At 35.4% G+C, this 13,706-nt stretch carries 12 protein-coding genes; 10 read left to right on the top strand and 2 right to left on the bottom strand.

Features of this window, described 5'->3' with window-relative positions; translation table 11 throughout:
- Positions 1-84 precede the first annotated feature (84 nt).
- A complete protein-coding gene (locus tag RCJ96_RS21145) occupies positions 85-243 on the top strand; it encodes a hypothetical protein (RefSeq protein WP_000532409.1) in 159 nt (52 codons plus the stop codon).
- 25 nt (positions 244-268) lie between these two features.
- Here RCJ96_RS21145 and RCJ96_RS21140 read toward each other — a convergent pair whose 3' ends face one another.
- Complete coding sequence (locus tag RCJ96_RS21140) at positions 269-610, bottom strand: DUF3969 family protein (protein WP_000766603.1); 342 nt, start codon at positions 608-610, stop codon at positions 269-271.
- 175 nt (positions 611-785) lie between these two features.
- Positions 786-1,715: a glutaminase A gene (glsA, locus tag RCJ96_RS21135; protein WP_001149849.1), complete on the bottom strand. Its 930-nt coding sequence runs from the start codon at positions 1,713-1,715 to the stop codon at positions 786-788.
- Positions 1,716-2,039: 324 nt separating this feature from the next.
- On the opposite strand from glsA, the gene nagE reads away from it, so the two are divergent.
- From nagE to pflB, 9 genes are all read left to right on the top strand, one after another.
- On the top strand, positions 2,040-3,533 hold the full coding sequence (gene nagE, locus RCJ96_RS21130; protein WP_000938883.1) for an N-acetylglucosamine-specific PTS transporter subunit IIBC: 1,494 nt from the start codon (positions 2,040-2,042) through the stop codon (positions 3,531-3,533).
- 253 nt (positions 3,534-3,786) lie between these two features.
- Entirely contained in the window at positions 3,787-5,028 is a 1,242-nt protein-coding gene (locus RCJ96_RS21125) for a serine hydrolase domain-containing protein (RefSeq protein WP_416504607.1), read from the top strand.
- Between the two features lie 157 nt (positions 5,029-5,185).
- Entirely contained in the window at positions 5,186-5,587 is a 402-nt protein-coding gene (locus tag RCJ96_RS21120; RefSeq protein WP_000335513.1) for a hypothetical protein, read from the top strand.
- A gap of 16 nt (positions 5,588-5,603) precedes the next feature.
- A complete protein-coding gene (locus RCJ96_RS21115) occupies positions 5,604-5,798 on the top strand; it encodes a hypothetical protein (protein WP_000899480.1) in 195 nt (64 codons plus the stop codon).
- Positions 5,779-7,359, top strand: coding sequence for a glycosyltransferase family 2 protein (locus RCJ96_RS21110; protein WP_139302791.1), 1,581 nt, complete (start codon positions 5,779-5,781; stop codon positions 7,357-7,359). Before RCJ96_RS21115 ends, RCJ96_RS21110 begins: the two co-directional genes overlap by 20 nt.
- Positions 7,349-8,593, top strand: coding sequence for a nucleotide sugar dehydrogenase (locus RCJ96_RS21105; RefSeq protein ID WP_001103215.1), 1,245 nt, complete (start codon positions 7,349-7,351; stop codon positions 8,591-8,593). Before RCJ96_RS21110 ends, RCJ96_RS21105 begins: the two co-directional genes overlap by 11 nt.
- On the top strand, positions 8,590-9,555 hold the full coding sequence (locus RCJ96_RS21100) for an NAD-dependent epimerase/dehydratase family protein (RefSeq protein ID WP_000037033.1): 966 nt from the start codon (positions 8,590-8,592) through the stop codon (positions 9,553-9,555). Before RCJ96_RS21105 ends, RCJ96_RS21100 begins: the two co-directional genes overlap by 4 nt.
- Positions 9,548-11,092, top strand: a complete 1,545-nt coding sequence (locus RCJ96_RS21095; RefSeq protein ID WP_001129993.1) for a glycosyltransferase family 2 protein — start codon at positions 9,548-9,550, stop codon at positions 11,090-11,092. Before RCJ96_RS21100 ends, RCJ96_RS21095 begins: the two co-directional genes overlap by 8 nt.
- A 339-nt stretch (positions 11,093-11,431) precedes the next feature.
- The gene (pflB, locus tag RCJ96_RS21090; protein ID WP_074608196.1) at positions 11,432-13,681 is read left to right on the top strand and encodes a formate C-acetyltransferase; all 2,250 of its coding nucleotides are present in this window, start codon (positions 11,432-11,434) and stop codon (positions 13,679-13,681) included.
- Positions 13,682-13,706: the final 25 nt, after the last annotated feature.

The raw sequence follows: 13,706 nt of genomic DNA, 5'->3' as shown, positions 1-13,706 counted from the left end.
CTTGGAAATACAGCAAGGGATTGCATATATCGACGTACTTTTCTCCATACTAATACGGATTTCTTTTAAGAAAGGGGGATTTGTATGGGACGCGGGAAAGCATTTGATCATAAGAAAAAAGGGCATGATCACCAACCACCTAAAGGTGCGTTCATTCATAAAGATGTAAATGAACATACTTTGGAAGAGGAAGAGCTACCAGTAAATATTGAAGCGTATAAAAATAGTTTGAAAAAACATTAAAAGCACCTACATAGGTGCTTTTTTTTTAACGTATATCTTCAATTAATTGTTCCGATTCTTCGTGCATACTGTACTCACTTAATACTTGGATACAAAGCCACTTTAATTCTTCGATTGTATGTTCAAGTTCTTCAGGAAGCACATGATGAATGTCTTCAAGTCCCATTCCGAAATGAATAAGTTCAAGTACTTGATCATCGATGTTCCGATCCATTAATAGTTCAAGTACTTCTAAATTGAATATGTATCGGTGAGCTTCATCGAGTGAAACAACTTTTAGCTTTAAGCTTTCTACAATACTCAATATAAAAAGAAGAATTGTTTTTTCAAGAACAGGCTGTTTTCCCATTTGAAATATTAGTTTCATCTTTCACACCTCCACATATAGCGCTAGGTTGTACTATATTATTCAGGAGGGAGGAGCAAATATGCATGATATAGAGAAACTTTCAGTACGGTTTTTTTAAGGGGACGGATAGCTGATAAAGTTGAGGATTTTATGAAATAAAAAAATCCTGCTAGTATAGCAGGATGGTTCTAAATTAAAAAATGCTCCAACCTTCTTGGGCAGAAAGAAGTTCAAGAATTTTAAAACCAGCGATACTATTTCCGTTTGCATCTAAAGCTGGTCCGAAAATACCAATGCCCATTTCTCCTTTTACACAGCCGAAAATGCCACCAGCTACACCACTTTTTGCGGGAATACCAACACGAATCGCAAATTCACCAGACTCGTTATACATACCGCATGTAACCATAAATGTTTTACAAATCTTTGTAATATGCTTAGGGATAATTTGTTTTTCCTTATATGGATCATATCCATCCATCGCAAAAATTAAACCGATACGCGCTAAATCGATACAGTTTACCTCAACTGCACATTGACGAGTGTATAAATCCATCAGTTCTTCGATATCACAATCAATAATTCCGTTTTGTTTCATATAGTAACAAAGTGAACGATTTAAGTAAGCTGTCTCTAATTCTGAATTGGCAACTTTAGAAGAATAATTAATAGTAGGATTATCTGTTATTTCACGTACGAAATGAAGAATGCGATCCATTTTTTCTTCATTATCTTTTCCTGCTAACATGCTTGTAATGGCTAGTGCCCCTGCATTAATCATTGGATTAAGTGGTTTAGAAGGACTTGTCGTTTCTAATTTAATAATAGAATTAAATGGATCACCGGTTGGTTCCATTCCAACTTTAGAAAATACATATTCTTCACCACGATCTAAAAGGGCAAGTGCAAGTGTAATTACTTTTGAAATACTTTGAAGAGTGAATAGTGTTTGTGAGTTGCCAGCATGGATGTATTCTGTTTCTTTATGAAAAATGGCAATCCCTAAATCATCTGGATTGGCATTTCCTAGTTCGGGGATATAAGTGGCAAGCTTTCCTTTTTTCGTATATGGTTTTACTTGTTCTAACAACTGTTGTAAGTTGTTTGTTTCAATGCACTGCATAGTACCAACGCTCCTATTTCGAATTAACTAAGTTTACTTTTCCCGATATGCTCGGAAATAAATAATAACATGAAAAAGTGGAATGATAAAACGAAAGTTGCATGTTCTATAGAGGGTCTTTCGTTTTGAATATTCTGTAGTGAAAAAGGAGAAATTTCCTTTTATATAACAGTTTGGAAATAGGAGATTTATCCATAAAAAATTCAAAAATAAAAACTACACATCTATACAACTATATGTTATTATGGTTATGTAAATAGAAAGCGTTTTCTAAGGCGTACTTATAATGATAACGATTTCATAAATTTGATAGGGGGAATTAAAATGTTGCAGTTTCTACAACGTATTGGTAAAGCGTTAATGCTTCCAATTGCCGTACTACCAGCAGCAGGATTATTGCTTCGTTTAGGACAAGAAGACGTATTTAACATTCCTGTTATGGCACAGGCCGGTGCAGCAATTTTTGATAATTTAGCACTTATTTTTGCAATTGGTGTTGCAATCGGTTTGTCTGTTGACGGTAGTGGAGCAGCTGGACTTGCCGGAGCAATCGGATATCTTGTTTTACAAAATACAACGAATGCTCTAAGTAAGACGTATTCAGCAGCAGAGTTAAATGATAAATTAAAAAGTGTTCAAGATTTAGTCGGTTCAGTAGATCCAACTAAATTAGCAGATACAATGACAAAGGTTTCAAAAGCAGCGGCGTTAACGCCAAAAATAAACATGGCCATACTCGGTGGTATTATTGCAGGGGTTGTTGCGGGATTATTATACAACAAATTCCATAAGATTAAACTACCAGAATGGTTAGGATTCTTTGCAGGAAAACGCTTCGTACCAATCATTACTTCAATCGTAATGTTACTTTTAGGATTAGTATTCGGTCAAATTTGGCCAACAATTCAAAGTGGTATTGATGCAGTGGCACATGGTATCGTGAACTTAGGTTCAATTGGTGCTGGTTTATTTGGATTATTAAACCGTTTATTAATTCCAATTGGTTTACACCACGTAATGAACACATACTTCTGGTTCGTACTTGGTGACTTTACAAATGCAGCAGGCGATATCGTTCATGGTGATATTGCACGTTTCTTTGCAAAAGATCCATCAGCAGGTATGTTTATGACTGGTTTCTTCCCAGTTATGATGTTCGGTTTACCAGCAGCATGTTTCGCAATGATTGCAGCTGCTAAACCAGAAAAACGTAAAATGGTTACAGGTATGTTAGGTGGTCTAGCATTAACTTCATTCTTAACTGGTATTACAGAGCCAATTGAATTCTCATTCATGTTCTTATCACCAGTACTATATGGAATTCATGCTGTATTAACAGGTCTGTCTCTATTCATTACAACAACACTTGGCATTCATGATGGTTTCTCATTTAGTGCCGGGGCAATTGATTACGTCTTAAACTTCGGTATTGCAACAAAACCATTGTTACTAGCAGGAATCGGTTTAATTTACGCAGCAATTTACTTTGTAGTATTCTACTTCTTAATTAAGAAGTTCGACCTAAAAACTCCTGGTCGTGAAGATGAAGAGGAAATGGCTGAAGGCGAAGAAGCTCCAGTTGCAGGTTCAATTGGTGAAACTTACGTAGCAGCTTTAGGTGGAAAAGAAAACTTAACAGTTATTGATAACTGTGCAACACGTCTACGCTTACAAGTGAAAGATGCTGGTCAAGTAAACGAAGCAGCATTAAAACGTGCTGGTGCAAAAGGTGTTATGAAATTAAGTAACACGAGTGTCCAAGTTATCGTAGGTACAAATGTTGAATCTGTTGCCGATGATATGAAAAAACACGTATAAATAATTAGATAAGAGGATATCCAAAAAGATTGATAACATCAGTTTTTAGAGGATATCCTCTTTTTTTATGTTAAAAATTTAACGGGAATCTTACTTTTGTAAATTTTCTTTTTCTTTTTTATACATATAGGTTGGTAATATGTGCAGTGCGTGATAAAGTAGGGATGACATAGAATGGATTATCCATAATCTACTAAAATAAATCTTTAGTAGAGAGATTAAATTATTGGTGAATAAGGGGAAAAAAGTAATCATGGATCACGAAAAAAATAATGCGAATGGGAAATCACGTCGGCCGATTGTATACATAAAAAGAACAATCATTCTCGTCTTACTATTTTCACTTGTATATTTCATGTATACAAAAATTGTTGCGCATAATAAGAAAGAAGAAACTTTAAAAGCAGCAGCAGAAATGAAGAAACAAGAAGAGCTAAAAAAGAAAGAAGAAAAAAAGAAGCAAGAAGCAAAAAAACAAATAGAGCAGGAAGAACAAGTGAAGCAAGCACAAGCTGCAGAACAGCCTGCTGAGGGACCACCTCAAGAAATTAATGAAAACGCTCAATTAGATCAATATTTGCAAAAAACAGGATTTAGCGGGACAGCGGTTATTGTGAAGAACGGAAAGGTTCTTTTGAATAAAGGATACGGTATGGCGAATAAAGAGAAACAAGTACCGAATAATTCAGAGACAACTTTTTATATTGGTTCTATTTCAAAGGCTTTTGTAGCGACTGCTATTATGCAATTAAAAGATCAAAATAAGTTAAATGTAGAGGATACGATTGCGAAGTATATTCCAGATTTCCCTCAAGGTAATGGCATTCAGTTAAAACATTTACTAACACATACATCAGGAATTCCAGAGTACGAGCAGGGAACAGAGGATATCTCTCATGAAGAATTGATAAAACGAATAGGAAAGCAAAAGCGTATTGGAAGTCCAGGAGAGAAATGGAAGTATTCCGATTCTAACTATTCGATACTTGCCTATATTGCTGAGAAGGTAAGCGGACAACCGTTAGAAGAGTATATTAAACAACATATTTTTGCTACTGCTGGTATGAAACATTCTGGTTTTGGTAGAGAGCTAGAACAAACAAGATTTCCATCGACAGGTTATAAAATAGTAAATAACAATATGACAACACCTAATATTCCAAGTATGTCACAACTTTATGGTTGTGGTGATATATATACAAGTGCCCATGATTTATATTTATTTAATGAAGCGCTCTTCTCTGGAAAGTTGATTTCAAAAGAAAGCTACGATCAAATGTTTACAGGTGGAAAAAAAGATTACGGGTTTGGATGGTACGTAGACCCGGGAAGTTATTCGAATCACGGTGTAATGCCAGGCTGGAACTGTTTAAATGGATTTAGTAAAAATGGTAGTGTGTATGTTGTTTTATTATCTAACATTCAAAACAACATTAAATCTTTTGGTAAAGTGAATAATGACATTTATACGATGTTACGAAATATTGAAGTGTAAGAGACTATCTTTTTAGGTAGTCTTTTTTTTATGTGATTAGAACATATTGTTTCGTTGAAAAATGTATGTCTTACCTATCACAAAAAGAGTCTGCTTTGTATACATTAAGATGTATGGATATATTTTTATAATTTAAAAATAATAGGAGGAGAAGTGTATGTGTTTATTCGGTAAGTATTGGAAAAAGTTATCGAGATTGTTTAATAGACAATTAGATTATTTTTTAGATAATAAGTTATTGCCTGCTATGGAACGACTTTTGTTTTCGCAAAACTTCGCGAGGTTTATCCAAAGAAACTCCAAGCAAGCTACGGAAGAATTTATTGAATCAAGTAGATTTCAATCTATTATTTGTAACATTTTAAAAGAATGTAATACATCACCTTTTAAAGAAATTGCAGAGCAGTATTTAGGTAAAAATGTAGAAATTACGGTGACAGTTGGACAGTTAACAGGTGTAATTGTAGCAGTTGGTGATGATTTCTTAACACTGCAAGAAGGAATAGGAACAGAAGTTTTATTACCATTTACAAGTATTATATCAATTAAAGAAGCGTAAGAAAGGAGACTTATATATGTTATTTACTGAAGAATTACGTAATCATGTTGGTGAGCTAGTGCAAGTTGTGACAGCGGCCGAAATTGTTGCAGGTATTCTGTTATCTGTGACAGACGGGGCAGTAAGTGTTCGTACTTCTCCTTCTTATGGACCACCGGAAGATGTAGTTGTACGTATTCCTATCATTTCTTATGTTCGCTTGGAAGGGTAAGCGTGGTACAAGTATGAGGGTATCAGTTATTATTCCAGTGCATAATGAAGCGAGTACTTTATCACAAGTTTTAGTAGAAGTGGAGAAATTGAAACCATATGAAATTATCGTAGTAGATAATGGATCGACAGACGAAACAAAAGAAATAGCCTTACAACATCATTGCCATGTCATTTATTATAAATATTCTCTTGGTAATGATGTTGGACGGGCAATTGGTGCAAGAGAAGCGAAAGGCGACATTGTTTTGTTTTTAGACGGTGATATCGTCATTGATAATAAAGAGCTACAACGTTTTATAAAAGGCATTCAGCAAGGTCACCAAATTGTTGTGAATAATTTAACATGGTCTGTTTATTTAAAGATGAGACCGCATTATACGACAGTTGGCAAATTTATGTTGAATCGTTATTTGAATAAAAAAGAGCTTGTTGTTGGATCTTTAATCGCAATTCCGCATGCAATGAGTAGGGAAGTTATTCAAAAGTTTGGTTGGTGGAATTTAGCGGATCCAGCACTATTTCAAGCGATAGCGATGTCTAGAGGAGTAGATATTGTTGATATGGCTTCTGTCGATGTCATTCATACAAATAAAGTGCGTCCCGTTCATAGTGGTACATCACCTGGCTCTCCTTATCCGAAAGCGACTAGTCGTATTATGGGGGATCATTTACGTGCTTTGCAATACGTAATCGAAATATATGGTAAGCGTGGTGGCTTTTCGGAAGGAAATAGGGATAGAGAGTTTATAGGAAAGTATAAACCAGTTTTATTACAAAAGAAAAAAGCGAAATATAGTGCAATTATCCCAGTATCAGAAGAAAAGATGACTATAAGATCTGTTATACAAGAAGTGAAAAAATCAGGTGTAGATGAAATTATAGTTGTTGCGAATGGAGCGGACGTTGAGACAGTTAAACAAGCAAAGCTAGAGAATGTCATTGTTATTGAATTTGAGGAAGCGCTTGGACATAATGTAGCCCGAGCGATAGGAGCTATGCATGCTACGGCCGATATTTGTTTATTTGTCGATGGTGATTTTGTTATTCCAGGGGAAAAACTAATTCCATTTTTACATGCTATCGAAGATGGAAATGATGTGGCATTGAATGATTTACAGTGTTTATTAGATATGTTTCATCCGGCAGACCCAATTAGCATGGGAAAATATTTTGTGAATTTGGTAGCGAAACGACCAGATTTATGGAATAACTCATTAACGGCAGTACCACATGCTATGCATAAAAAGGTAATAGAGAAAATCGGATATGATTCTCTTATCATTCCACCACTCGCTCAAATGAAAGCTATTTTGGAGGGATTTTCTATTACAGCGGTAGACTTTGTAGATGTCATAAAAACAAATCGAGTACGCCCAGAGCAACATGGATTTGTAAATGGGCGTATTCCAGCATTTGATCGTATTTTCGGTGATCAACTTGAGGCGATTGCATATTTATTGCAATCCACAGACGAGCGCGGGAGTTTTACAGATGGAGAGCGGAATAGAGATATCATTCAACAATTGAGAAAGGAAGAAGAGAATACAGATGAATGTTAGTAGTACAGTTGCCATTATCGGATTAGGATATGTTGGTCTTCCTTTGGCAGTTCATTTTGCAGAGAGAGGACATACAGTGCTTGGATTAGATAAAGATACTAGAAAAATAGAATCAATTATACAGGGAGAAAGTTATATTCCAGATGTTTCTTCTAAATTGTTACAAAGTTTATTGACTAGAAAAAAATTAATAGTCAATACACCGGATCAAGGTATTGCTGATTTTCAAAATAGTGATTACGTTATTGTCACTGTCCCAACTCCAATTAATGAACAAAGAGAACCAGACTTAAGTGCCCTCATTTCAGCTTCGCATTATATACAACAAAACCTTCAAAAAGGACAAACCTTCATTTTCGAAAGTTCCACATATCCAGGTACGCTCGAGGAAGTTATTATACCGATTATTTCTCAAACAGGAAAAAAGGTAGGAGAAGATTTCTATATTGGGTATTCTCCTGAGAGAATTGACCCGGCTAATAGTCAATATTCAGTTCAAACGATTCCAAAAGTCATTAGTGGACAAACAGAAATGTGTAAACAAAAAGTACAGGCTTTGTATAGCACTATATTTGATGTAGTTGTTCCAGTTAGCTCTCCAAAAGTAGCAGAAATGTGTAAGCTATTTGAAAATATTCAGCGCTTAGTCAATATTTCATTAGTAAATGAGTTAAATACACTATGTGAAAGTTTAGGAATTGATTTTTATGAGGCACTTGAAGCGGCATCTACAAAACCGTTTGGATTTACGCCGTATTGGCCAGGACCAGGGATAGGGGGACACTGTATTCCGGTAGATCCTTTATATTTCCAGTGGAGAATAAAAAAGAATGGAGCAATTAGTCAATTAATTGAGGCGGCACATGTAATTAATGAGGAAATGCCAGAGAAAGTGGTCCGGAAAGTAAAAGGTGTGGTGCAATCACCTGCAACGGTTTTAATTGTAGGGATTGCATATAAAAAAGATGTAAATGACTTAAGAGAATCGCCAGCGTTACCAATTATTGAATTGTTAATAAAAGCAGGATATGAGATAGCGTATCACGATCCATATATTTCTTCTGCAAAATTTGGAGATAAGGTGTATCAATCTGTTTCTTTGGATGAACAAGTCGTTAAACAAGCGGATTGTATTTTAATTTTAACAGATCACTCTAATATCGATTGGAAGGTTTTTAAAGGGATAAAGCAAGTCGTAGATACACGTGGAATTATAAAGAAGGTGAGTGTATGAGTAAGAAATGTTTAATTACAGGTGGAGCAGGATTTATTGGATCGCATTTAGCTGAAGAGCTGGTGAAAAGAGGTTATGATGTCACTATCGTTGATAACTTCTATAAAGGGAAAAATAAATATCATGATGAGTTAATGAAAGAAATTCGGGTTATTCCAATAAGTGTTTTAGATAAAAATTCTATTTATGAATTAGTAAATCAACATGATGTAGTGTTTCATTTAGCAGCAATTTTAGGTGTGAAAACGACAATGGAAAAGAGTATAGAGCTTATTGAAACGAATTTTGATGGAACGAGAAACATTTTACAAGCAGCGCTAAAAGGAAAGAAGAAAGTAGTTTTTGCGTCTACTTCAGAAGTATATGGTAAGGCAAAGCCGCCCTTTTCTGAAGAAGGAGATCGATTATACGGTGCAACCTCTAAAATACGTTGGAGTTATGCAATTTGTAAAACGTTAGAAGAAACATTATGTTTAGGATACGCTTTAGAAGGTTTACCTGTAACGATTGTTCGTTATTTTAATATTTATGGTCCAAGAGCGAAAGATGGTCCGTATGCAGGGGTAATCCCACGATTTATTCGCGCAGCACTGCGAGGAGAAGACATTCTCGTATATGGAGATGGAAAGCAGACACGTTGTTTTACGTATGTAAGTGATGCGGTAGAGGCAACGATTCGAGCAATGGATGAGAAGGTAAATGGTGAGATTATTAATATAGGTTCTGAGAATGAAAAGAGTATAAAAGAAGTAGCAGCAGTAATAAAAAAATTAACGAATTCTTCTTCAAAAATTGTTCAAGTTCCTTTCGAAGAGGTATATCCACATGGCTTTGAAGAAATTCCAAATAGAAGACCAGATGTAACGAAATTAAGAGAACTTGTTCAATTTCAAGCGAAAGTAACGTGGGAACAAGGGTTGAAAGAAACTATTAAATGGTTTCGTGAAGAAAACAATGGCTAAGTCACTATCGATTATTATACCTGTATGTAATGAAGTGGATACGATTTCAGACGTTATTCAATCGGCAAAAGGATTAAATCCAGTAGAGATTATTGTAGTAGCAAACGGTTGTAACGATGGTACAGAAGAGGTTGCTGATCGTTTAGGGTGTAAAGTAATTAAGTATACAGAGCTACTGGGGAATGATGTGGGCCGTGCAGTTGGCGCAAAACACGCGATAGGTGATGTATTACTATTTATAGATGGAGATTTTGTTATTCAAACTTCAAAGTTACAATTATTCCTAAATCCAATTTTACATGATCAGGCCGACATCGTTTTAAATAATTTGGATGCATTATTTTTAAAGAAACAAAAACCGCACTCAGTGACAGTGTGGCGCCAAATATTAAATGCAATGTTAGAGAGTGAGGAGTTAAAAATTGACTCTTTATTATCTGTACCTCATGCGTTGACGAAAGAAGTTGTTCAAAGCATTGGGTATGAATGTTTTGTTAATCCTATTGTCGCTCATTTACGTCTTGTTCAAAGCAAATGGAGAATTAGTCGACATTGTGCAATTGACGTTATTACACCAAATAAATTTCGGCCGACCGAGCATGCTGCGTATGGCACGGGTCTTTCTCATTCTGAAAAACGGATGATAGGTGACCATATAGAAGCTGTAGCGGAGCGAATAGTAGGTAGCGATGAGCGCGGAGGGTATTATGATGGAAATAGGAAAAGAGATAGTGTCTATCATACTTTAGATTTTGAAGATTTTTATCAAGGATGGGGCGTTACATCGAATTTGTATAAGGGAAAGCAATTATCGGTCATTATTCCTGTACAAGATGAAGAGAAAACAATTGGAAACGTTATAGAAGAACTTCGCAAAATTGAACCTTTTGAAATTATCGTTGTTGTAAATGGTTCGTCTGATCAAACAGCAACGATTGCAAAAGAAAAGGGAGCAACGACAATCGTATATAAAGAAGCACTCGGAAATGATGTGGGGCGCTCACTTGGAACGTATTTCGCAAAAGGAGAAATTGTATTATTTATAGACGGCGATTTTGTTATTCCAGCGAGTGAGTTATATCCTTTTGCGAAAGCTATTGCAGATGGAACAGATGTTGCATTAAATGATCTAAATCATTATTTAGATTTAAGAGTACCGCTTCATCTTGTAACTGCATTTAAATATGCATTAAATTTAGCTTGTGATAGAAAAGATCTAGGCGTAGGCTCTCTTATCGCTGTACCGAATGCATTTAGTCGTAAGTGTTTGAAAGAAATTGGATATAGATCTTTACTGGCACCGTGTGTAGCTCAAGTGAAAGCTATTCTTTCAGGATTTGAAGTTGCATGTGTAAGTCGTGTTGAAGTCGATAAGATGAACCGTATTCGACCCAGTGAACATTTTGCTAAAATAGGTCATCCACCAGCTGTACTTCGAATTATTGGTGATCATATAGAAGGGTTAGAGCAATTAATTGTATTAACAGGCAGTCGTGGTGGATTCCATGATGGAAATAGAAAAAGAGATATTTTATAGGTAACAAAAAAGTGTACAACATATGTACACTTTTTTGTTCTGTTATAAAAACTATAACAGATTAGGAGATAAGAGTATTACAGCTCTACAATGGGTATTGTTTTTATATTACAAAATAGGACTCGTATATAAGAATACCAAAAAAATACAATTAAGGAAAGGGTTAATTTTAAAGACTTTAAAATGAAGTTAACACTATGTATATAGTAGTTTGCTCAACGTTTCACAAACATGTCACAACTATTTCGTTCACTTTCGTAAAAAAGTAGTATTCTAAGTGTGTAAGCTGTTATATAAAAAATCTTAGTCCTGTACTAATCAAAAATGGAGGAGATTAGGATGACTCAAGTATTAGAAAATGTTAAAAACGCATGGGAAAACTTTAAAGGTGAAAAATGGAAAGCAGAGATTGATGTTCGCGATTTCATTTTAAATAATGTAAACGTTTACGAGGGAGATGAATCTTTCTTAGCGGGAGCAACTGAAGCAACGAAACAACTTTGGGAGCAAGTAATGGATTTAACAACGAAAGAACGTGAAAACGGTGGCGTTCTTGATATGGATACAAAAATTGTTTCTTCTATTACATCACATGAACCAGGATATTTAAATAAAGAGACTGAAAAAGTAGTCGGTTTCCAAACTGATAAACCATTTAAACGTTCTTTACAACCGTATGGTGGTATTCGTATGGCGGAACAAGCTTGTGAATCTTATGGATACGAAATGGATAAAGAGCTTAGTCGTATTTTTAGAGATTGGAGAAAAACTCATAACCAAGGTGTATTTGATGCTTATACACCAGAAATGAGAGCTGCTCGTAAATCAGGTGTTATTACGGGTCTTCCGGATGCATACGGACGTGGACGTATTATCGGTGACTACCGCCGCGTAGCATTATATGGAGTAGATCATTTAATTGAAGCGAAGAAAGCAGATTTAAATTTAACTGGCGGTGTAATGAGTGAAGATACAATGCGTTTACGCGAAGAGTTATCTGAACAAATACGTGCACTTCAAGAGTTAAAACAAATGGCTGCTTCTCATGGCTTTGATATTTCTAAGCCAGCAACAACTGCTCAAGAAGCATTCCAATGGTTATACTTTGCATATCTTGCAGCAATTAAAGAGCAAAACGGAGCTGCAATGAGTCTTGGACGTACTTCTACATTCTTAGATATTTATATTGAAAGAGATTTAGCAAATGGTACTTTAACAGAAGAAGACGTACAAGAAATTGTGGATCACTTCATTATGAAATTACGTCTTGTGAAATTTGCAAGAACACCTGATTATAATGAATTATTCTCTGGTGACCCAACTTGGGTAACTGAGTCTATCGGCGGTATGGCATTAGATGGCCGTCCATTAGTAACAAAGAACTCATTCCGTTTCTTGCATACACTAGATAATTTAGGACCAGCTCCAGAACCAAACTTAACAGTTCTTTGGTCTAAACAATTACCACAGAACTTTAAAAACTACTGTGCGAAAATGTCTATTAAAACATCAGCAATTCAATATGAAAATGATGACATTATGCGTGCTGACTACGGCGATGACTACGGGATTGCTTGTTGTGTATCTGCAATGAGAATCGGTAAACAAATGCAGTTCTTCGGTGCACGTGCAAACTTAGCAAAAGCATTACTATATGCGATTAACGGTGGTAAAGATGAAAAATCTAAAGCACAAGTTGGTCCTGAGTACGCACCGATTACTTCTGAAGTATTAGATTATGAAGAAGTTATGCATAAGTTTGATATGACAATGGAATGGTTAGCGGGTCTATATTTAAACACATTAAATGTTATTCACTACATGCACGATAAATATAGCTATGAACGTATTGAAATGGCACTTCACGATACAAATGTTCTTCGTACAATGGCAACAGGTATCGCGGGTCTATCTGTAGTAGCAGACTCTTTAAGTGCAATTAAACATGCAAAAGTAAAACCAATTCGCGATGAAAATGGAATTGCAGTTGACTTTGAAATTGAAGGAGATTTCCCTAAATACGGTAACAATGATGACCGTGTAGATGAAATTGCTGTAAATCTTGTGAAAACATTTATGAATAAACTTCGTAAACATAAAACATATAGAAATTCTGTTCATACAATGTCAATCTTAACAATCACATCTAACGTTGTATACGGTAAGAAAACTGGTAACACTCCAGATGGTCGCCGTACTGGAGAACCATTTGCACCAGGTGCGAACCCGATGCATGGACGTGATACAAAAGGTGCGTTAGCTTCATTATTATCTGTAGCTAAATTACCATATGAAGATGCACAAGATGGCATTTCTAATACATTCTCTATTATTCCAAAAGCACTTGGTAAAGAGGATGAAGTACAAGTACGTAACTTAGTATCAATGCTTGATGGTTATGCAGTAAAAGAAGGACATCACTTAAATATTAACGTATTTAACCGTGAAACATTAATGGATGCAATGGAACATCCTGAGAAATATCCACAATTAACAATTCGCGTATCTGGTTACGCTGTAAACTTTATTAAATTAACTCGTGAACAACAAATCGATGTAATTAACCGTACAATGCATGAAAGCATGTAAATGAAAAAAGTGTCCCTCTGCATTT

Source organism: Bacillus sp. BSL6, assembly GCF_052928345.1.
This window is presented reverse-complemented; position numbering and strand designations above follow the sequence as displayed.